This is a genomic window from Methylobacterium sp. 1A (assembly GCF_058072805.1).
Map to the genome: position 1 here is coordinate 505,368 of NZ_JBYQVE010000003.1, position 18,760 is coordinate 524,127.

An 18,760-nucleotide genomic window follows, 5' to 3' on the forward strand; every position below is an offset into this window, starting at 1 on the left:
TTCAACGGCCAGGCGGCCCAGTTCGTTCGGCGCACGATATCTCGGTCGGGCAAGCCTCCCACTTCCTTCGGCCACCACCACGGCTGCCTCAGAGATCCGAGGAGCTGTCGGCTGCGACCCCGGCTGCTGCTTTCAAAAATCTACGTGCAGGCGGGCGGCCAGGAAGTCGGCCGGACCCCGGTCGCCATTGTAGGCTGGGTTCTCGACGTGCTGGTAGTCGAACGTCACCGTCATCGCCTTCGTCAGGCTCACAGCGTAGAACGCCTCGAACGCACTCTCGGGCGAGTAGCGGGTCAGCCGCCCGTCTCCGATCAGCAGACCCAGGCCGCCGACCGCGAAGAACGCCCGGTGAGCCGGGGTGATGCCGTTGACCGCGGCGCCGATCCCCACGGTGTCGCTTGGCCGCCCCCAGGCCGCGCCCTTCAGCGAGAAACCGCCCGAGAACGAGCGGTCGATGTCGGTGAAGGACAGGCTCTCGTTGCGCCCGTCGTTGAAGCTCGCCCGCGCGAACATGCCGAGGTCGTCCGTCAGCTCCTGCTCCAGGTTGGCGTAGAAGCCGGTCTTGCGGCGCGGGCGGCGCGTCAGGGCGGTGGCGGCGACCGCGTCGTCGAACACGCCCGCCTGGGTTAGTGCCGCGACTTGGCGGAAGTCGGCCACGTTGCCGACGTTCGAAAAGAAACCGAGCCGCAGCACGCCCGGCCGGTCGAGCGCCGGCATCCGGTAGCGGCCCTCGAACTCGATGTTCAACCCCGCTCGCTCGAACACCCGCGGGTCGAGCACGTCGCTGGAGGGCTGCTTCGGCACCTGCGTGTAGGCGGCCCGGATCGCGAACTCCTTGCGGTTGTACTCGGCCATCACGCCCTGCGTGAACCCGGGTAGGTTCGCCGGAAAGTCCCAGGCCGATGAGGCCCAGAGCGACCAGTTGAAGAAGTCCACGCGAGGGTCGTGGGCGTAACGGTTGCCGTCGAAGAAGTCGCCCAGGGCGAACTTGCCGGCGACCACGGTGAACCGCTCGATGTCGCGTCGGGTCGCCACCTGATTCGGGCCGTCCGGCACGTCCTCGGTCTCCCCTCCAAGGCCGAACGTCTGGCGCAGGAAGTAGCGGTTTGAGCGCAGGCGTGGGAAGGCGGCTCCGGCCTTCTGGGCCTCGCCGTTGACGAAGCCGGCCACGCCCGTCGTGCCTGAGAGGCCGAAGCCCTGGCTGAACTCAGGGTTGTAGTAGAGTTCCGTGCCTTCCCACAGCTTGAGGCCGAGGAAGATCGTCGCCGTCGTCGTCTGTTGCGTCTGGTCCGGCACGAGGCTTTGCGGGCCGAGATAGGGCGAGCGGAAGCTCGGCACGCCCTGTGCGATCAAAGTCGTCTGCCCATGCAGCGAGAAGCGGTCGCCCCCGCCGCCGCCCGGATCGTGAGGAGCGGCCTCGTCCTCCTCCGGTGGCAGGCGCAAACTATCCGGAAACCAGATCAGGCGGGCGAACATCTGGTTGCCGGTGGCATATGCTCTGGTCGACACAGGCCCACCGACCGGGCCTGGCACTGCGCCGAGGGTGAACCTGCGGCTCTCGCCGAGGTCGACGTAGCGGTAGTCGATGCCGAGCGCGAAGTTCGGGTGGAAGGCGAACTGTACGCCGGCGCCGAGGGTGAAGCCGAGATAGCCCTGCTCGGCGCGCGCCGTGACAGCGCCGCCGTTGGCCAGGTCCGGATAGGTGGCGAGGAAGCGCGAGTTCGCGCTGGCCAGGCCGAAGCTGGCGTAGACCAGGTAGCGCTCGAAGCTGTAGCCGAGGCGAGCGCGCAGGGAACCGTAGAGGTCGGTCTTCGCACGCAGCAGGCTGCCGTCGACGTCGAGCTCCTCGTAGCCGAAGCCTGGCGTGGCCAGAGCTAGCGGGCGCTTCAGGTTGGCCGCAGAGAGGTCGGCCTCGATGCCGTAGGCCCAGGGTCCGGTCTGCCACGTCCAGCCGCCGAACAGGCCGCCGAGGGCGGTGGTAGCGTTCTGTCCCCGGTCGCGACTGCCCGTGGCGTCGCCGGTCCGGAACGCCTCAACCGGCCGCCCCCCGACGGTCGTGCGGTCGAAGTTGAAGGAACCGTAGGAGGCCCCCGCGCTCGCCTGCATGCCAAGGTATCCGCCCGACCAATCCACAAAGGTTGGGAGCGTCGCCCCCTCCCTTCTCGGGAAATCGGCCGCCTGGGAGAGAGCGGGCGATAGGAGGATGGCGAGCCCGCAGACGCCCGCGAGCCAGTCGATGCACGGGGGAAGCGCCCGGTCCCTCATTCGCCCAATGTTCCAAGGTGCCCGTTCCCAGCGAACAGTCACGGTGAACCGGCGAAGTCAAAGCCGGCCGGCTTCGACAGAAGGGAGGTCACGCAAACGAGAGGCGTCTGTTGAGCCGGGGCAACACCTTCGACGTCCGTCATGTCCCGCCCCTGATGGGGCTTTCGTGCATGCGACCCTCGGCGCATCTCGACCGTTGCAGTCGCCAGGCGCCAAGGTCGGCGACCCGAGGGGGCGGACGATGCTCGCGAGAACCAGTGCCCATGCCCCACCGAAGACACCGGGGGTCGTGATGGCTGCCGCCTACGCAGACGGTAAGCGCGTGGCGGACGTGGAGATCGGGCAGGCTGGCGACTGGGCTCACAAGGACGGACATCTCGTCTGGATCGGTCTCTACGAGCCCTCGGCGGAGCTGTTGGCGGAGATCCAGGCCCAGTTCGGCCTTCACCCGCTCGCCATCGAGGACGCGCAGAACGCGCACCAGCGGCCCAAGCTCGAACGCTACGGCGATTGCCTTTTCGTGGTTGCCCGCACCGCCCAGATCGTCGAGGGGCGGATCGCGCTCGGCGAGACCCAACTGTTCGTCGGGCGCGGGTTCGTGGTCACGGTGCGCCACGGCGCCTCCGTTTCCTACGCCTCGGCCCGCGAGAAGGCCGAGGCCTGCCCCAAGCTCCTGGCACACGGAGAGGACTACATCCTGCATACGGTGCTCGACTTCATCGTCGACAACTACGCGCCGGTGATGGAATCGGTGATGGCCGAGGTGGAGGCCATCGAGGACCGCATTCTCCGGCGCGAGTTGATGACCGCCGAGGTCGAGCGGCTGTACCAACTGCGTCGCGATCTCCTGCGGCTGCGCTCCGCCGTGGTGCCGCTGGTCGAGGTCTGCCGCAAGCTGGAGCACGGCGACCTCGTGGCCATCGACGAGGAGATGCAGCCCCTGTTCCGGGACGTGTCCGATCACCTGCGGGGGGTGCAGGACGAGATCGACGCGATGCGCGAGGTGCTGGCCTTCGCCTTCGAGGCGAGCCTGCAGCTGGGGCAGGCGCAGCAGACCGTCATCACGCGTCGGCTTGCCGCCTGGGCGGCCATCCTCGCGGTGCCGACGGCGATTGCCGGCATCTACGGCATGAACTTCGAGAATATGCCGGAGCTGAAATGGCGCTATGGCTACTTCATGGTCCTGGGCGTCATCTTCTCCGCCTGCACGATCTTGTATTGGCGCTTCCGGAAGAGCGGGTGGCTCTGACCGACCGTCGGAAGGCCACCCGGCGCTCGACGGTCGCGATACACAGTGGCCAGGCAAGCGCCGTCACCAGGTTCAAGATCCCCGAAACGGCGCCCGCCAAGGTCGTCGAGGTCCGGGAACGTCGGCTAGGCCGGCACCCGGCCATCCGGCGTGTAGCGGTCGACGGCCTGGGGAAGCTCGCGGGACAACCGGGACAGCAGCTCCTCGCGGGACAGGCCAGTGCGCTGCGTCAGCGTGGCGAGGACGTCCGGCCCGATGGCCTGCTCAAGATGCTGCGGCGGAAGCTCCTGGTTCGGCCCTTGGGCAACCCAGGACTGCGCGGCCGCCCCGTGGCCGGCTTGCTGGAAGCGCTCTAGCATCTCTCCGAGGCCGCTGTGCAGGAAGCCGCCTGGGGCTTGGTTCTGCTGGTTGCCCAGCAGGCCGCCAAGGATTCCGCCCAGGCCACTCCCGGAACCGGTTTGCGGTGCGCTCTGGCCTCCGGGGGTTGGAGCGGCCTGGCCAGCGCCACCTAACATCTCCGCCAGCTTGTCGCGGTTCTGGTAGTCGGCCAGGGCGAGGAGGCCGAGCAGCGCTGTCATGGAGGGGTAGCCGTCACTCATGGTCCATCTCCGGATTGTGGCGGCGAAGTCGAGGCCTGCCGCCATGGGGTTCCGGGGCAGGAAACGCTCGTAGGTGCCGAGGGGATGCGGCCCAGCATCCCGATGACCGGGCGCCGTCAGGACTGCGGAGCGAGCGACCGCTGCACGAACCATGAGCTGCTAGCGGTTATGGCCCGACAGCCGGATGACGCGGTCAGATCGAGCTATCGCGCCCGCCATAGCGCCCCGACGAGGCCGAGGTTAGCTAGGCTCAGAAAGAGCAGCAGCCACCAAAGGGCATCGGGGCTGGCGTGGGTCAGCACGAACGCGCCCGCCGGCGGTGCCAGAGCCTGCGCGACCAGACCCGGCCGGGCCAGTCGGCCGACCACCAGTGGGTAACGGATCGGACCGAACAGGGCCAAGGGTACCGTCCCCCTCGCAATCGAATAGATCCCGTTGCCGCCGCCGTAGAGCACCAGCCAGACCCCAACACCGGGCAGGCCAAAGGCGAGCAGCACCAGGCCGAGGGCGACTAGCCCCAAGGCTGCCGTGAGGGTCCATAGCGGATGGTGCCGGCCCTTGAACGACATTTCCACGACGCGGGCGCCAACCTGCGCCGGACCGATTAGCGCCCCGTAGGAGACCGCCGATGCCAGCGCCACGCCTCGCGCCTGCAGGAGCGTCAGCAGGTGCACCGACACCAGCGACATGATCGCGCCGCCGAGGATCAGCACCCCGGCGAACAGGAGGAACGCCCGCCGCTCCCGCTTGGAAAGTGGGGCGGTGATGGCCTGGTGGTGCCCCGTCGCCGCCGGGAGCGCCGGGGCCTTCGGGATCAACTGGAGCGCCAGCGGGAGGGTGATCATGAGGTGCAGGCCGGCGTAGGCCAGGCACGCCCCCCGCCAGCCGACATGGGCGACCAGGAACGCCGAGAGCGGCCAGCACACGGTGCTCGCGAACCCGCCCCACAGGGTCAGCGTCGTGATCGCCGGCCGCGCCTCCGTGCCGTAGAGCCGGCCGAGGGTGGCGAACGCGGGATCGTACAGCCCGCAGCCCATGCCGAGGCCGAGCAGCAGCCAGCCGGCGAGGTAGACCGGCAGGATCGGGGCGAGGGCCAGCGTGGTCAGCCCGGCCGCGAGCAGGAGCGCGGCCAGCGCCAGCACCGGGCGGCCGCCGTGACGGTGGATCGCGGCGCCTACATGCGGCGAGGCGAACGCGGCGACGAGCAGGCCCAGGGACAGGCCGCCTACCACCCCGGCAAGCGGCCAGCCGGTGCCCTCGGCGACCGGGCCGGCGAGCACCGCCGGCAGGTAGAACGAGGATCCCCAGGTGAGGATCTGCACCACGCCAAGGGCGGAGATCACCGGCCAGCGGCGGGTTTCGGACACTGGCCGTTTACCGGGTGCCGAGCATCGGCAGCCAGGCCGCCAGCGCCAGCAGCGTGACTAGCAGCACGGGCGGGGTGATGACCAAGCCGACCTTCATGTACTGGCCCCAGGTGATCCTCTGGCCCTTGCTGTCTAGGACGTGGAGCCAGAGCAGGGTGGCCAGGCTTCCGATGGGCGTGAACTTCGGCCCGAGGTCGCAGCCGATCACGTTGGCATAGACCATCAGTTCGCGGGTCAGCGGCGACAGGTTCGGCGCCTGCTGGATCGAGAGCGCCCCGATCAGGACGCTCGGCATGTTGTTCATGACGGACGAGAGGATCGCGGCGGCGAAGCCGGTGCCGACGGTGGCGACCCACGGGCCGTGCCCGGCGAGCCAGGTCAGGCCCTTCGCCAGCTCGTCTGTCAGGCCCGCGTTCCGGAGGCCGTAGACCACCAAGTACATGCCGAGGCTGAACAGCACGATCTGCCAGGGGGCACCGGTCAGCACTTTGCGGATCGGGATGATCCCGCCCCGGTTGGCGAGCAGCAGCAGCACCGCCGCGCCGGCACAGGTAACGGCCGACACCGGCACGCCGAACGGCGCGGTGACGAAGTAGGCCAGCAGGAGCACGCCGAGCAGCGGGAACGCCGCCCGGAACACCATCGTGTCGCGGATCGCCTCGGCCGGGCGTTCGAGCGCGTCTACGGGATATGTCGCCGGCACGTCGTGCCGGAAGTAGGCCCAGAGCACCACGAGCGTCGCCGCCAGGGAGACGAGGTCCACTGGGACCATCACGGCGGCGTAACGGCCGAAGGTCACGTCGAAGAAGTTGGCGGAGACGATGTTGACGAGGTTGGAGATCACCAGCGGCAGGGAGGTCGAGTCCGCCACGAACCCGCAGGCGACGATGAACGCGAGCGCCGCCGCCGGCTTGAAGTCGAGCCGCATCAGGATCGCCAGCACGATGGGGGTGAGCAGCAGCGCGGCGCCGTCGTTGGCGAACACGGCGGCGATGGCCGCGCCGAGAAGGATCACCAGGGGAAACAGCCGCCGGCCCCGGCCGCCGCCCCACCGGGCGATGTGCAGGGCGGCCCAATGAAAGAACCCGGCCTCGTCAAGAAGCAGGGAGATGATGATAAGCGCCACGAACGTGAAGGTGGCGTCCCAGACGATGTGCCAGACGACCGGGATGTCGCCCGGATGGATCACCCCTGTGGCAAGGGCGACGCCGGCGCCGGCGAGGGCGCTCCACCCGATTCCGAGGCCCTTGGGCTGCCAGATGACGAACACGAGGGTGACGAGGAAGATGGCGAGCGCGAGCATCCGGGCGGTTTCTTCTTGTTGGCAGGCGCGAGGCTCAGGCGGTGGCGACGCGGCGGCCGTGCTTGTCCACGACCCGCTCACCGTCCTCCTTCACGAACTCGCCCTGCTGCACCGGCAAAAGGTCCAGCACGGCCTCGGACGGCCGGCACAGGCGCACGCCCTTGGGCGTGACGACCAGCGGGCGGTTGAGGAGGATCGGGTGCGCCTCGATGGCGTCCAGGAGCTGAGCATCGGTCAGCGCCGGATCGCCCAAACCTAGCTCGGCAAACGGCGTTCCCTTCTCGCGCAGCACGTCACGGGCGCCCAGGTCGGCGCGGGCGAGGAGCTGCACCAGCAACGCCCGGCTCGGCGGGGTCTTCAGGTACTCGACCACGTGCGGCTCGATGCCGGCGTTGCGGATCATCGCCAGGGTGTTGCGGGACGTGCCGCAATCCGGGTTGTGGTAGATCACGACGTCGAACGGCTCAGGCATGGGCGGTCCCTCCGGTGGTACAGTCGCAAACGGCGAGCGCGGCGACCGCCGGGGCGCAGACCTCCGGATGGCCTTGGCAGCAGTCGCGCATGAGGAACTGGACCAGCCCCGACAGCACCGGGTAGGCGGCGCTGTAGATGATCGAGCGGCCCTCGCGCCGGGACGTGACCAGCCCGGCGTGGCTCAGTTCCTTCAGGTGGTGGGACACGGTGGCCGCCGACACGCCGACCGCCTCGGCCAGCACGCCCGAGGCCATGCCGCCCGGCCCAGCGGTCACGAGCGCCCGCACCAGGCGGAGGCGGTGTTCCTGCCCGAGGGCCAGGAAGGCAGAGAGGGCTTGCGTCTCGTCCATCGTCGATACAATTATCAAATTACCGTTTGAACGTATAGGAATACAGATTCTTGGACAAGCCTGCCCAACCCTTCACCGACGGCTTGCCGAATCTGAGCGAGGCGCATTTCGAGGCGCCGACCGCCGATCGGGTCTCGGCGACGGCGCCGCTCGCCCACGCGCCGCGCTTCCTGATCCTCTACGGCTCGCTCCGGGAGCGCTCGTTCAGCCGTTTCCTTGCCTACGAGGCGGCGCGCCTGCTTGAGGCGATGGGCGGCGAGGTCCGCATCTTCCACGCGGACGGGCTGCCGCTGCCCGACGACACCACCGCCGACCACCCGAAGGTCCAAGAACTCCGCAACCTCTCGATCTGGTCCGAAGGCCAGGTCTGGGTCAGCCCCGAGCGGCACGGCAACATGACCGGCGTGATGAAGAGCCAGGTCGACTGGCTGCCCCTCAGCGAGGGCTCGGTCCGCCCGACGCAGGGGCGCACGCTGGCGGTGATGCAGGTCTCGGGGGGCTCGCAGAGCTTCAACACCGTGAACAGCCTGCGGGTGCTGGGCCGCTGGATGCGGATGATCACCATCCCGAACCAGTCGTCGGTGCCGATGGCCTACAAGGAGTTCGACGACGCCGGCCGCATGAAGCCGGGACCGCTCTACGACCGCGTGGTCGACGTCTGCGAGGAACTGATGAAGTTCACCCTGCTCACCCGCGGGCCGGCGGACTACCTTGTCGACCGCTACAGCGAACGCAAGGAGCGCGAGCCGGAACGCCTCAAGGACGTCGCCGCCGACATCGGGTTCGCGAAGCGCTGACGCCGTGCACGCCCGGGACCCCAAGGTCGGCTGACGGCATCACCCCGGCGCCCGGGGAGCCCTATGTATCCGGCGAACGGCGCCCCCCGGCCCTATGGGACGTCATCGCAGGGGCCAGGGAGCTGTCTGTACACCTTGTGAGGGGTCTAGGCGGACGGTCGGCTCAATTGGATGCCTGGGTGACGGCGCGGTCCACGTTCACGCGCTCGGCCCAGTCCTTGGCCTCGGCCTGACCCTTGAGGTCGATGAGCCGGGCACCGCTGACGTCGACGTTCTTGAAGTCCGCGCCCGTGACCGTGGCGCCGGTCAGGTTGGCGCCCGATAGATCCGAACCCATCAGCACCACGTCGGTGAGGTCGGCATCCTTGAGGTTGGCGTATTCGAGCCGCGACCGGCCGAGGTCGGCGCCCTTCAGATTCGCGCCGGAGAGGTTCACCGACACGAACACGGCGCGCATCAGGCCCATGGACTGGTTCTTGATGTCGGCGCCGCCCCTGAGGTCGACCAGAGTGGCGCCGCTCATGTTGGCGCCCTTGAAGTCGCCGATGGGCATGGACCGGCTGAAGTCAGCGCCGCTGAGGTTGGCGTCTCGTGCCGTGATGCCGAACATCTTCGCGTCCGCCAGCTTGGCGCCGGACAGGTCGGCCTTCAGGATCCACGCCTGTTCGAGGTTCGCACCGCTGAGGTCGGCGCCGCGCAGGTTGGTCTTGTTGAGGCGTGCCGTCCGTAGGTTTGCGCCCCGGAGGTTCAGCCTAGAGAGGTCGAGGCCGGACAGGGACTTGTCATGCAGGTCGACCGGCTTGCCGTCCGCGGCCTTGACCAGCGCCTCGACGTCGGCACGGCTCATCTCTGCCTTGGTCATCGCGGGCGACGACATGTCGGCCCCGAGCAGCAGGTCCTGTTCGGCCGCGGCGGGGCCGGTGGCGAGGGCGGAGAGCATGAAGCTCAGGGCGAGGCGGCGCATCGGTTCACTCCCGGTGGGCACCACGCTTGGCGGGTGCCCTTATCGTGTTCGTTGTGTCGCGATGCTATGCCGAGCCGCTGCACCCGGTCGGTGACCCAGGTCACACAAGTCCAGAGCGGCGGGAGAAAAACGCAACGCGAGCCGGACGATCGACCCGTCGTCATGGCCGGGGGGGACTACGCCGCCATGATGGATGCCCAGAAGGTCGAACGTTGGATCGACCGGTTTCCGCTGCTGCAAGCCCTCAGCCCGGCGCACCTTCAGCTCGCCCGGGGGACGGTGCACTTCCCGGTGCTGGACGCGGGGGCCATCGCCTACGAACTCGATGGCGAGTGCGCTAACTACCTGATGTGCCTGGAGGGGCGCACGCGCATCTTCCGCATGTCGGAGGGCGGGCGCGAGGTGCTGATCTACAAGGTCGGCCCCGGCGGCACCTGTGCCCTGACCACGCAGTGCCTCCTGTCCGGTGGCACGTTCCCGGCGCAGAGCATCGCCGAGGAGCGGACCGAACTCGCGGCTCTGCCGGTGAGCACGTTCCAACACCTGATGGGCGAGAGCGCCGCCTTCCGCAGCTTCGTCATGGATGACTACACACGGCTGATGTCCGGCCTGTTCACGCTCATCGACGAGGTTGCGTTTGCCCCGCTCAAGCAGCGCCTCGCGCAACGGCTTCTGGCCGAGGCTGACCCGCGTGGGGTGGCCTCGGTGACCCACCAGAAGCTCGCAGACGACATTGGCAGCGTGCGCGAGGTGGTGAGCCGCATCCTGGGGCAATGGGCCGAGGCGGGCCTAATCGAGGTCCGGCGCGGCGCGGTCGAGATCGTCGACCGCGCCAACTTGGAGGCCGCGTCTAGGCGGTGACCTGCCCCGTGTCGGCAGCTGCACGGAGGCCGACATGGATCCATCCATACGACCGCGTCGAGAACCCGCGGCCGGTATCGGCGGCAATCTCTCCGCTGTACCATCCGCTCGTTCGCGTCAGGCCCACCGCATCGGCAGGAAACTCAAGGGTATCGTCTGCCTTCGCCCTGCCATCGGAACCCTCATCCGGGAAAAGAACTCCGTACTTTTGCAGAGCAAATTCATGCCCCGCGCAATCAAACCCGGAGATAACTCCATCCCGCCTCCTGCAACGTCACGAGACGAACAGCTCCAGCCGTCACCACGCCGACATGCGGCAATAGCTCCAGCGTATGCCCCTCGGCCTTCTCCATGGCTTTGATGGTGTTGCCGCAGGCCGAGAGCACGATTCCAGGCACGCTCGCGGTGATAGAGTGGATCCTCGACGTCACTGGTGATGTGTCGGCCCGCAGCATATGCAGACCCGGGCCATAGGCAACGATCTCGACCTCAAGCTCTTCGGCCTGATCGCTGTACTCGCGAGCGAGGTTCACGGCGTTGTTGAGGGCGAGGTCGAACACGCCACCCTCGTTGGAACTGACCTGCATCGCGACCCGATGGGTCTTGGGGCCGGCCGCCGGGTCCGCCGAGGCCCTGCTCGCCACGAGCCCAGCCACCAGCGCGGCCAGTCCGGACACGCGCCTACGCGACAGCATCATCCTGTCCACTCCGGTCTCGAACGGTCCTATCCCGACAGGAGGGGTCCTGCGGAACCGTATCGTCAGGTTTGTATGAAGCGGTAGCCATGACCCGCGCGCTCGACACGTCCGACGCCCGAGCCCGGGAGATGAAAGCCGACGAGCATCATCCGCTCGGTCGCCAAGCGGTCCAGGAGGGCGAGGCGGGTACTTGCCGCGAGGTCACGGTCGAGATCGCTTCCGAAGGCCCAGGCGGGCCGACGGAACGACAGGATCGCATGGCTTAAGGCATCGCCGCCGATCAGCACCTGCTCCCCTCCGGCTTCGACGAGGACGGAGGCGTGGCCGGGCGTGTGGCCCGGCGACGCAACGTACGAAAGGCCGGGGGCGATGCTCTCGCCGGGTTTGCGGCGCTCCACCTTCGCCTCTAGGCGTCGCAGGATCCGCCGGGAGCCTGCCGAGAGGCCCTTGAGCCAGTCCGGCACCAGGGTCTCCACATCCTCGCGGGTCCAGAAATCCCATTCCTCCGCCGGCACCACGTAGCGGGCATTCGGGAACCGTTCGCTGTCGTCGAAATCGTCGACCGCGCCCCACAGATGATCGGGATGGGCGTGCGTGAACACGACCTGGGTGATCGCCTCACGTGGGATATTCCGGCTCTCCAGCGTCTCGCCGAGCTTGCCGGCCGTGGGCTGGAACGAGTTGCCCGAGCCGGCATCGATCAGGATGACCTCCGAGCCGATCCGGACGAGGCTCGGGTTCGTCGGGATCGGGGTGGCCTCCGCGGGCTGACCTTCGGCCTTGAAGACGGCCTCGACTTCCGCGCGCGGCGTGTCGGGCAGCATGAAGGCGAGGGAGGAGGACAGGGTGCCGTCGCTTGCCGTCTCCACGGAGGCGGCGCCGACCCTGAGCGCCGATGTCTGGTTCGCCGAGGCGCGGCGGACCGGCCACGCGCCCGTGAAGCCCGCTGCGAGGCCACCCAAGAACACCCGCCTGTCGCAGCGCGTTCCCGCGGAATTGGGACGGCTCGTCATTGGACCGGCGGGGCCTTCTTCGCGGTTTCGGCAGCCTTGTCGGGCGTCACGTCGAGGATCCGCGCGCGGCTCGTGATTGACGCTTCCTTTGGCAGGCAGTTCGTCATGCAGGGCTTGGCCGTCCAGAATTCCTTCTCCGCCGTCTCGCGGTCGTCCATGAAGAAGTTCTTCTCGTTCGGCAGGCGGATGCTGGCGAGGTTCTTCTCGTTCACCTCGAAATCCTGATCCTTCAGGATGTCGTTGAGATAGAGGAGATAGGCCGTGACCGAGTAGGTCTCGTCCGGCGTGAGGGTCTGCGCCGCGCCGAACGGCATTGCCCGGTGAATGAAATCGAAGATCGTCACGCGCAGGAGCGCCGTGACGCCGCTGATCGCCATGTAGGCCGAGAGACCGAGCACGAGCAGGACGAGGAGCGCGCGCAGATCTCCCCCGCCAAGCCGGATGAGCGCTCCGAAGCTACATGTCCCGACGAGCGCCATCCCGAAACCGAACATCGCCCCGCCGAGGATCATCGCGCCCCATTCCAGGCGCGGCCCCGCGTAGATCGACCGGGCGAGATCGAGACCGCCACCGGTTTCCAGGATCTGTGTGCCGAAGATGGCGATACCCGTCGCCAGCAGCCACGCCCGCGCGCGACGGGTGTCGTGCGCGTAGACCGCATCCTCAATGGCGCCGAGCGTGCAGAAGCGACCCCGCCGTGCGACCGTGCCGAGCAGCGCTCCAAGTACGAGGCCGAGCGCCGCCCGGAGGAGATATGCAGGCAGGATGTCCGACATCGGCCTAGGTTCGTTCATCCTTGAAAGGTCTTGTCAAACGACCGAGTGGGGATCGACGGGTACTTAGACGCCGAGCGACGGGACAGTCTGCGCCAGGCTGGCGACGAGGTGGTTCCTTGCGCGGCTGACCCGGCTCTTGACGGTGCCGACTTGGCATCCGAGGCGGGCCGCTGCCTCCTCGTAGGTGAAGCCCTCCGCCCCCACGAGGAGGAGGGACTGGCGCTGGGCCGGCGGCAAGGTCCCGATCAGATTCATCACCGAGCCGAGGGTGACCGCATGCTCCTGGTCCGGGAGAGCCTGCAGTGTGGCCGCGTGCCCGCGCAAGGGGCCGACGGTCTGGTTCGACATGGATCTCCTCCTTCCGAGGTTCAGTTGCCCGCGCCGAGGAGCGGCAGGGCCCCTTGGGCGACGACGTACAGGCCGACTAGGATGACGAGGCCGGCGAAGGTGACGGTCAGGGCGCGCTTGCGCCCGGCGAGGTGCCGGCCGAGCCTCGATCCGACGAAGCCCCCGAGCACGCCGCCCAAGATGAACAGGCCGGCCAGCGGCCAGTCGATCAGGCCGGAGGCGGCGTAGCTCGCCGCGGTCGCCGCCCCGAAGGCGCTGACCGCAACAAGGGAGGTGCCGATTGCCATGGGCAGCGGCATCGACGTCGCCAGCATCAGGCCCGGCACGATCAGGAATCCCCCGCCGATGCCGAAGAAGCCGGAGAACAGGCCGACCGCGAGGCCGATGCCGAGGAGCCAGGGCAAGAGCACCGGGGCGCTGGCCTTGGTCAGGCGCACGTCCGGGTCGCCGTCGCCCCGCCGCCTGCGCAGCATCAGGCCCCCGACCACGAGCATGACGACCCCGAACAGGGCGAGCAGGCTCTTCCCGTCGACCGCCTTGGCGGCCGCTGAGCCGGCGAGCGCACCGAGGACTCCGGCGAGTGAGAACGCCGCCGCGCAGCGCCACTTCACGGTCCCGGCCCGCCATTGCGGGACGAGGTTGCCCGCCGCGCTAACCGAGACCGCCAGGGCGCTCGTCCCGATGGCGACATGAGGGGAGGACACGCCGACGACGTAGGTGAGGAGCGGGACCGCGAGGATCGAGCCGCCGACGAGGCCGAGGATCACGCCCACGATCCCGCCCGAGCCGGCGGCGAGACCAGATGTGAGAGGACCGGGCATCATGCGTCGGCTCCCTGAACCGCCGCCTTTGGGGCTGCCGAGGGCAGGAGGCGAAACATCAGCATCCCGGCGACCATGGCGGCGACGAAGGTCACCGCTTGCGTCGGTGCGACCGTCAGCAGGGTGAGCGCCGGCCCCGGGCAGAGGCCGGCGAGGCCCCAGCCGATGCCGAACACCGCGGCGCCGGCGATCAGGCGTGTGTCCAGGTCGCGCCGGGTGGGGATCTCAAGCCGGGAGGCGAGCACCGGACGTCCGAGGCGCCGCGCCACGAGATAGCCGGTCGCCGAGACTGCGACGGCGCCGGCCATCACGAGGGCGAGGCTGGGGTCCCAGCGTCCCGTGACGTCGAGGAAGGCGAGGACCTTGGCCGGGTCGGCCATGCCCGAGACGAGGAGGCCGAGGCCGAACAGGAGGCCGACGGCGAAGGCGGAAGCGGTCTTGGCCATGGCTCAGGCTCCGACGAGATGGCGCATGACGAGGACGGTCAGGACGGCGACAGCCATGAAGGTGCCGGTCGCGGCCAGCGAGCGGGGCGAGCCGCGGCCGATGCCGCAGACCCCGTGGCCGCTGGTGCAGCCGGCGCTGAGGCGCGCGCCGAAGCCGACCAGCAGGCCCGCGAGGACCAGGATCGGAAACGACGCCCCGACCGTCACCGGCGGCAGGCTGCGCCCCAGGCCCGCGTAGGCGAGCGGCGCCAGGACGAGGCCTGCTACGAAGGCGGCCCGCCATCCGGTCTCGCTCGAGGGTGGGGCGAGCAGTCCGCCGAGGATGCCGCTGATGCCGGCGATGCGTCCGTTGAGGAGCAGGAACAGGGCCGCGGAGGTGCCGATCATGGAACCGCCGACGAGGGCGCTGACAGGCGTGAAGCCGTCCATGGTGGTCGCTCCCAGTTGTTGGTCCGGACTAGGTCCGGCTGGCCGCGGGGAACGCCATCCCACACCAGACCATGAATTAGATGATGCTTGATTAGAGATATCTAATAGAATGGCAAGCTGGAAACTTCCGCCCTGGCTCGGGATGCGCTGCGTGGGTGCGGTGGCGCACGGGCGCCCCCCGCCGACGGGGTGCCGGCGGGGGGGCGTCGACTACAGCTCGACGAGATCAGGGATGGATGTAGGCGAACCCCATGCCCTGCAGGCGCGCGAGTTCGGCGACGCCGCTCGGCACGAGGTCGTCCTCGCCGACGCCGTACAGGGTGGTGCGGTCGATCTTCCGTTCGCGCAGGGTGTTGGCGCAGACCAGGAACCGCACGCCCATTCCCTTGAGGGCGTCGATGCGGCCGGCGAGCTCCTTGTCGTTCGCGGCCGACTGGAACAGGCCGACACCGTCACCGAGGCTCACCACGCGGATCTCGAAATGCGCCCTGCCCACGGCCTCGACGTGGTTGCGCAGGTTGCCGAGCAGGCGCTTGAAGTAGGCCCCTCCGTCCGGGCCGCCCCCGCCGTTGTGGTAGACCACCTTCTGGTCGGCGTAGTAGCCGGCCGGCGCCTCCGAGCCGGCGCGGACCGCGCCGATGCCCATCGTCGCGAGGACGACCGCCAGCATCAGGCTCCTAAAGACCGTCTTCATCCGCCACTCCGTCGTCTGTCAGGGGTTCGGGCGCCTCCGAGGCGTCGCGTGAAAGGTCGTCGAGGCGGGCATGGTCCAACGCGTTTCTCCGGACCGGCCCGGCGTCGTCGCCGAGGCTACCGGTCGTCTCCGGCGCCGCCGGCCGCGCGGCGTGTGCGGTGCCCTGCGACCCGAGCACGACGACCTTCGTGCCAGTGGGCACGCGGCGGTGAAGGTCGATGACGTCCTGGTTGAGCATGCGGATGCATCCGGACGAAACCGCCTCGCCGATGCTCCAGGGCTCGGTGGTGCCGTGGATGCGATAGAGCGTGTCCTTGCCGTCCTTGAACAGGTAGAGCGCGCGGGCCCCGAGGGGATTGCGTGCGCCCCCGGGCATGCCCCCGGCCCAGCGCCCGTTCCGCTCAGGGTCACGCCGAAGCATGTCAGGGGTCGGCGTCCAGCGCGGCCAGGACGCCTTGCGGGCGACCGTCGCCTCGCCCGTGAACTCGAAGCCGGCCTTGCCCACGCCGACCCCGTAGCGCATCGCCTTGCCGCCCTCCATGACGAGGTAGAGGAAGCGCCTGTAGGGGTCGACCACCAGGGTGCCGGGCGGCTGCCTGGTTGGATAGTCGACAACCTGGCGGATGTTGCGGGCCTTGAGGTCGCGAGGCTCGACCGCATCGACCGGGAACGGCTCGTCCGTGACGGCCGCGTAGCGGCGGACGGCATCCGCCGGAAGGCGCGGTCCCGCCTCGGCGACCGGCCCGGGGGCACCCATCGATGCCGTGCAGGCCCCGAGCACCACGGCGAGCGCGAGGAGCGCCGGGAGGCGCACGACCGGCCGCATCACGAGCGGCCCTTTGCGCGCGCCTGTGCCACCGCCTGCTTGAAGCCGTCGTAGTCGAGGGCGGCCGCCACCTTCAGCGGGCCGATCAGGAAGACCGGCGTGCCCTGCAGGCCGAGGGCGTCCGCCTGGTCGAGGTTGCGCTGGAGCAGGGCGGAGATCTCGCCCTGGTGGGACGTCCGGTCCGCCTCCAGCCGGGTCATGTCGATCCCGGAGACGGACACCGCCTCAAGCATCCGCTCCTTCGGGATCTTGCGGCCGGGGATGCCCATCAGCGCGCGATGCACGTCGTCGTAGCGGCCCTGATACTTCGCCGCGAGGGCGAGCTGGGCGCCGTAGACGGAAGCCTCGCCGAGGATCGGCCAGTCCTTGTGGACGAGGCGGATGCGACCGTCCGCCTTCACCAGCCGGAGCAGGTCGGGCTCGGCCTTCTTGCAGAAGGGGCAGTTGTAATCGAGGAAGGCGACGATGGTCAGGTCACCCTTCGGGTTGCCCGAGACCGGCGCCTCCGGCTCGTTGAGGATGGCGTTCGGGTCGATGCCCTGGGCGAAGGCTTCTTCCGTGTGCGGCGCCAGCGACAGCAGGGCGGGCGCCAGCGCGACGGCGGGGATCAGGGCGAGCAGGGTCCTGCGGTCCATGACGGTCTCCGTGGGTATGGTTGGTTCGAGAAGGGGAGATCAGGCTCCGACGAGGGCGAGGCGGCGCTTCAGGTCCTCGACCGTGAGCTCGCCCTCAGTGCGGGCCTCCCGGACCTCGCCGCCGTCGGGACGCATCAGGACAAGGGTCGGCGGGCCGACCACCTCGAAGCGACGCATCAGGGCACGGGTGGCGTCGTCGTCGCGGGTGACGTCGGCCCGGATGACCGAGACGGCCTTGAGCCGCTCCCGGATGCCGGCATCCGCCAGGACGGTCCGCTCGTTCGTCCGGCAGACGGTGCACCAGTCGGCGGCGAACTCGACCAGCACCGGCTTGCCCTCGGCTCGGGCCGCCAGGAGCGCGGCCTCGAAAGCCGGGACGGAGGAGACGGTACGGGCACCGGCGATGTGGTCCGGTCGAGACTGACCGAGGCCGGCGAGGGGCCGCAGCGGATCGTCCCCGCCCGTGGCGGCCCCGAGGAGGAGGAGCCCCCCATAAGAGACGGCCACCAAGCCCGCCGCGCGACCTGCACGTGACGGGCGGCCGTTCGTGGTCATCACCGCGAGCGCCAGCCCGGTGCCGATGGCGAGCGCCGCCCAAAGCAGAAGGGACAACCCGTCCGGCAGCAGGCGTGTTACGAGCGAGGCCGCAAGTGCCAGAAACACGAAGCCGAACGCCTGCTTCGCCCGCACCAGCCAGGGGCCGGACCGGGGCAGGATGCCCGCACCGAACGCGCCGACCAGCACCAGCGGCGCGCCCATCCCGAGGCCGAGGGAAAAGAGGGCCAGCGCCCCGCGCAGGACGTTCCCCGTCTGGGCGACGTAGAGCAGCGCGGCGGCCAGGGGCGGCGTCACGCAGGGACCGACGACGAGGGCCGAGCTGAAGCCGAGGAAGGCGGCGCCGGCGACCGATCCGCCATGCGCCGCCGGGGCGCCGAAGCGCTCCGGCCACCAGCGGGGCGCCTGCAGGTCGAACAGGCCGAACATCGACAGGGCGAGCGCGAGGAAGGCGGTGGCCATCAGGCCGAGGGCGAGCGGGGTCTGGAGCGCAACCTGCAGGTTGCGGCCGAGCCACGCCGCCGCGACGCCGAGGCTGGCATAGGCCGCCGCCATGGCGAGGACGTAGCTCCCGGACAGCGCCAGGCCCCGCCCCGGCGTGAGGCTCTGACCAGAGCGGACGATCATGCCCGACAGGATCGGCACCATCGGCAGCACGCAGGGGGTGAACGCCAGGAGGAGGCCGAGCCCGAACATGCCCGCCAGGACGCCGACGATGTTGCCGACGAGAAGGGCGGCCGGTCCGGCTGGGAAGACGTCCTGGCGGGTGGGCGCGGCGGTCGTTTCCCCTGCGGGGGTGGCTTTGCCGCCTTGAGAGGCGCCGGCGCTCGCCAGGGAGGCAAGGTCCAGCCGCTTCGTGACCGGCGGGTAGCAGATGCCCCGCTCGGCGCAGCCCTGGTAGGTCACCCGGACCTCCCGCAGGCTGGCCAGCGCCGCGCCGGGCACGATGGCCTCCACGGAGTCGTGGTAGACCTCGGTCGGCCCGAAATTCGGGTCGTCCTTGGTCTCCGCCGACGGCGTGCTGACGGGAAGCTCCGCACCGGCCTCGGCGCGGATCCGGTCGCGGTAGAGATAGGTGCCGGGCGCGATGGTCCAGCGCAGGTGGAGGGCGAGGTTCGCGTCGCGGGTCGCGACGAGTGTGAAGGGCGTCTGCCGCGCGGCGTCGTCCTGGGACCATCCCGGCGACCAGGGCGAGGCGCCCGCCCAGACCAGGGCGGCGAGGATGAGGTGGGCGAATACGTTCGGCATGGGCGGGGTCCGGATCGGCCCGCCGCAGGTCAGAAACGCAGC

20 protein-coding genes and 1 pseudogene are annotated in these 18,760 nt (G+C 69.4%); 3 read left to right on the plus strand and 18 right to left on the minus strand.

Features of this window, described 5'->3' with window-relative positions:
* Positions 1–132 precede the first annotated feature (132 nt).
* Positions 133–2,265: a carbohydrate porin gene (locus tag ACX9MN_RS33985; RefSeq protein WP_489726617.1), complete on the minus strand. Its 2,133-nt coding sequence runs from the start codon at positions 2,263–2,265 to the stop codon at positions 133–135.
* Between the two features lie 241 nt (positions 2,266–2,506).
* Between ACX9MN_RS33985 and corA the strand changes: the two genes are divergently transcribed.
* On the plus strand, positions 2,507–3,514 hold the full coding sequence (corA, locus tag ACX9MN_RS33990; RefSeq protein WP_489726660.1) for a magnesium/cobalt transporter CorA: 1,008 nt from the start codon (positions 2,507–2,509) through the stop codon (positions 3,512–3,514).
* Positions 3,515–3,639: 125 nt separating this feature from the next.
* Here the strand turns inward: corA and ACX9MN_RS33995 are convergent, their stop codons facing one another.
* The 5 genes from ACX9MN_RS33995 to ACX9MN_RS34015 form a co-directional block, all read right to left on the minus strand.
* Positions 3,640–4,113, minus strand: coding sequence for a YidB family protein (locus ACX9MN_RS33995; protein ID WP_489726618.1), 474 nt, complete (start codon positions 4,111–4,113; stop codon positions 3,640–3,642).
* A gap of 203 nt (positions 4,114–4,316) precedes the next feature.
* Positions 4,317–5,480, minus strand: a complete 1,164-nt coding sequence (locus ACX9MN_RS34000; protein ID WP_489726619.1) for an MFS transporter — start codon at positions 5,478–5,480, stop codon at positions 4,317–4,319.
* 7 nt (positions 5,481–5,487) lie between these two features.
* Positions 5,488–6,783, minus strand: a complete 1,296-nt coding sequence (locus ACX9MN_RS34005; protein WP_489726620.1) for an arsenic transporter — start codon at positions 6,781–6,783, stop codon at positions 5,488–5,490.
* A 34-nt stretch (positions 6,784–6,817) separates the two neighbouring features.
* Positions 6,818–7,255: an arsenate reductase (glutaredoxin) gene (arsC, locus tag ACX9MN_RS34010; RefSeq protein WP_489726621.1), complete on the minus strand. Its 438-nt coding sequence runs from the start codon at positions 7,253–7,255 to the stop codon at positions 6,818–6,820.
* The gene (locus ACX9MN_RS34015; RefSeq protein ID WP_489726622.1) at positions 7,248–7,607 is read right to left on the minus strand and encodes an ArsR/SmtB family transcription factor; all 360 of its coding nucleotides are present in this window, start codon (positions 7,605–7,607) and stop codon (positions 7,248–7,250) included. The genes arsC and ACX9MN_RS34015 overlap by 8 nt, the downstream gene beginning before the upstream one ends.
* A gap of 50 nt (positions 7,608–7,657) precedes the next feature.
* Here ACX9MN_RS34015 and arsH point away from each other — a divergent pair, with 50 nt between their 5' ends.
* Positions 7,658–8,404: an arsenical resistance protein ArsH gene (arsH, locus tag ACX9MN_RS34020; RefSeq protein WP_489726623.1), complete on the plus strand. Its 747-nt coding sequence runs from the start codon at positions 7,658–7,660 to the stop codon at positions 8,402–8,404.
* A 163-nt stretch (positions 8,405–8,567) separates the two neighbouring features.
* Here arsH and ACX9MN_RS34025 read toward each other — a convergent pair whose 3' ends face one another.
* Positions 8,568–9,368, minus strand: coding sequence for a pentapeptide repeat-containing protein (locus ACX9MN_RS34025; protein ID WP_489726624.1), 801 nt, complete (start codon positions 9,366–9,368; stop codon positions 8,568–8,570).
* Between the two features lie 186 nt (positions 9,369–9,554).
* On the opposite strand from ACX9MN_RS34025, the gene ACX9MN_RS34030 reads away from it, so the two are divergent.
* Positions 9,555–10,229 carry a Crp/Fnr family transcriptional regulator gene (locus ACX9MN_RS34030; protein WP_489726625.1) on the plus strand — a complete coding sequence of 225 codons (675 nt, stop codon included), beginning with the start codon at positions 9,555–9,557 and terminating at the stop codon, positions 10,227–10,229.
* Between the two features lie 236 nt (positions 10,230–10,465).
* On the opposite strand, the gene ACX9MN_RS34035 is transcribed toward ACX9MN_RS34030, so the two are convergent.
* From ACX9MN_RS34035 to dsbD, 11 genes and pseudogenes are all read right to left on the minus strand, one after another.
* A complete protein-coding gene (locus tag ACX9MN_RS34035; RefSeq protein ID WP_489726626.1) occupies positions 10,466–10,927 on the minus strand; it encodes a DsrE family protein in 462 nt (153 codons plus the stop codon).
* 62 nt (positions 10,928–10,989) lie between these two features.
* Positions 10,990–11,940, minus strand: a complete 951-nt coding sequence (locus ACX9MN_RS34040) for an MBL fold metallo-hydrolase (RefSeq protein ID WP_489726627.1) — start codon at positions 11,938–11,940, stop codon at positions 10,990–10,992.
* A complete protein-coding gene (locus ACX9MN_RS34045) occupies positions 11,937–12,716 on the minus strand; it encodes a YeeE/YedE thiosulfate transporter family protein (RefSeq protein WP_489726628.1) in 780 nt (259 codons plus the stop codon). The genes ACX9MN_RS34040 and ACX9MN_RS34045 overlap by 4 nt, the downstream gene beginning before the upstream one ends.
* 63 nt (positions 12,717–12,779) lie before the next feature.
* Positions 12,780–13,031, minus strand: a pseudogene (locus tag ACX9MN_RS34050) (sigma factor-like helix-turn-helix DNA-binding protein); the annotation flags it as partial.
* A 53-nt stretch (positions 13,032–13,084) separates the two neighbouring features.
* Positions 13,085–13,888: a sulfite exporter TauE/SafE family protein gene (locus tag ACX9MN_RS34055; RefSeq protein ID WP_489726629.1), complete on the minus strand. Its 804-nt coding sequence runs from the start codon at positions 13,886–13,888 to the stop codon at positions 13,085–13,087.
* Positions 13,885–14,331, minus strand: a complete 447-nt coding sequence (locus ACX9MN_RS34060; RefSeq protein ID WP_042674189.1) for a DUF6691 family protein — start codon at positions 14,329–14,331, stop codon at positions 13,885–13,887. The genes ACX9MN_RS34055 and ACX9MN_RS34060 overlap by 4 nt, the downstream gene beginning before the upstream one ends.
* 3 nt (positions 14,332–14,334) lie before the next feature.
* Complete coding sequence (locus ACX9MN_RS34065; protein ID WP_489726630.1) at positions 14,335–14,760, minus strand: YeeE/YedE family protein; 426 nt, start codon at positions 14,758–14,760, stop codon at positions 14,335–14,337.
* 226 nt (positions 14,761–14,986) lie between these two features.
* Complete coding sequence (locus ACX9MN_RS34070; RefSeq protein ID WP_489726631.1) at positions 14,987–15,454, minus strand: DsrE family protein; 468 nt, start codon at positions 15,452–15,454, stop codon at positions 14,987–14,989.
* Positions 15,438–16,280 carry a L,D-transpeptidase gene (locus ACX9MN_RS34075; protein WP_489726661.1) on the minus strand — a complete coding sequence of 281 codons (843 nt, stop codon included), beginning with the start codon at positions 16,278–16,280 and terminating at the stop codon, positions 15,438–15,440. Before ACX9MN_RS34075 ends, ACX9MN_RS34070 begins: the two co-directional genes overlap by 17 nt.
* The gene (locus ACX9MN_RS34080) at positions 16,280–16,915 is read right to left on the minus strand and encodes a DsbA family protein (RefSeq protein WP_489726632.1); all 636 of its coding nucleotides are present in this window, start codon (positions 16,913–16,915) and stop codon (positions 16,280–16,282) included. The genes ACX9MN_RS34075 and ACX9MN_RS34080 overlap by 1 nt, the downstream gene beginning before the upstream one ends.
* A gap of 39 nt (positions 16,916–16,954) precedes the next feature.
* A complete protein-coding gene (gene dsbD, locus ACX9MN_RS34085; RefSeq protein ID WP_489726633.1) occupies positions 16,955–18,718 on the minus strand; it encodes a protein-disulfide reductase DsbD in 1,764 nt (587 codons plus the stop codon).
* Positions 18,719–18,760 lie beyond the last annotated feature (42 nt).

Bases quoted from the DNA above. Each gene is read 5' to 3' on its own strand.
- ACX9MN_RS34030 (WP_489726625.1), top strand. From the start codon at position 9,555: ATGATGGATGCCCAGAAGGTCGAACGTTGGATCGACCGGTTTCCGCTG.
- ACX9MN_RS34005 (WP_489726620.1), bottom strand. From the start codon at position 6,783: ATGCTCGCGCTCGCCATCTTCCTCGTCACCCTCGTGTTCGTCATCTGG.
- ACX9MN_RS34075 (WP_489726661.1), bottom strand. From the start codon at position 16,280: ATGCGGCCGGTCGTGCGCCTCCCGGCGCTCCTCGCGCTCGCCGTGGTG.
- ACX9MN_RS34080 (WP_489726632.1), bottom strand. From the start codon at position 16,915: ATGGACCGCAGGACCCTGCTCGCCCTGATCCCCGCCGTCGCGCTGGCG.
- ACX9MN_RS34045 (WP_489726628.1), bottom strand. From the start codon at position 12,716: ATGTCGGACATCCTGCCTGCATATCTCCTCCGGGCGGCGCTCGGCCTC.
- ACX9MN_RS34055 (WP_489726629.1), bottom strand. From the start codon at position 13,888: ATGATGCCCGGTCCTCTCACATCTGGTCTCGCCGCCGGCTCGGGCGGG.
- ACX9MN_RS34015 (WP_489726622.1), bottom strand. From the start codon at position 7,607: ATGGACGAGACGCAAGCCCTCTCTGCCTTCCTGGCCCTCGGGCAGGAA.
- arsC (WP_489726621.1), bottom strand. From the start codon at position 7,255: ATGCCTGAGCCGTTCGACGTCGTGATCTACCACAACCCGGATTGCGGC.
- corA (WP_489726660.1), top strand. From the start codon at position 2,507: ATGCTCGCGAGAACCAGTGCCCATGCCCCACCGAAGACACCGGGGGTC.
- dsbD (WP_489726633.1), bottom strand. From the start codon at position 18,718: ATGCCGAACGTATTCGCCCACCTCATCCTCGCCGCCCTGGTCTGGGCG.
- ACX9MN_RS33985 (WP_489726617.1), bottom strand. From the start codon at position 2,265: ATGAGGGACCGGGCGCTTCCCCCGTGCATCGACTGGCTCGCGGGCGTC.
- ACX9MN_RS34035 (WP_489726626.1), bottom strand. From the start codon at position 10,927: ATGATGCTGTCGCGTAGGCGCGTGTCCGGACTGGCCGCGCTGGTGGCT.
- ACX9MN_RS34065 (WP_489726630.1), bottom strand. From the start codon at position 14,760: ATGGACGGCTTCACGCCTGTCAGCGCCCTCGTCGGCGGTTCCATGATC.
- ACX9MN_RS34060 (WP_042674189.1), bottom strand. From the start codon at position 14,331: ATGGCCAAGACCGCTTCCGCCTTCGCCGTCGGCCTCCTGTTCGGCCTC.
- ACX9MN_RS33995 (WP_489726618.1), bottom strand. From the start codon at position 4,113: ATGAGTGACGGCTACCCCTCCATGACAGCGCTGCTCGGCCTCCTCGCC.
- ACX9MN_RS34040 (WP_489726627.1), bottom strand. From the start codon at position 11,940: ATGACGAGCCGTCCCAATTCCGCGGGAACGCGCTGCGACAGGCGGGTG.
- ACX9MN_RS34070 (WP_489726631.1), bottom strand. From the start codon at position 15,454: ATGAAGACGGTCTTTAGGAGCCTGATGCTGGCGGTCGTCCTCGCGACG.
- ACX9MN_RS34025 (WP_489726624.1), bottom strand. From the start codon at position 9,368: ATGCGCCGCCTCGCCCTGAGCTTCATGCTCTCCGCCCTCGCCACCGGC.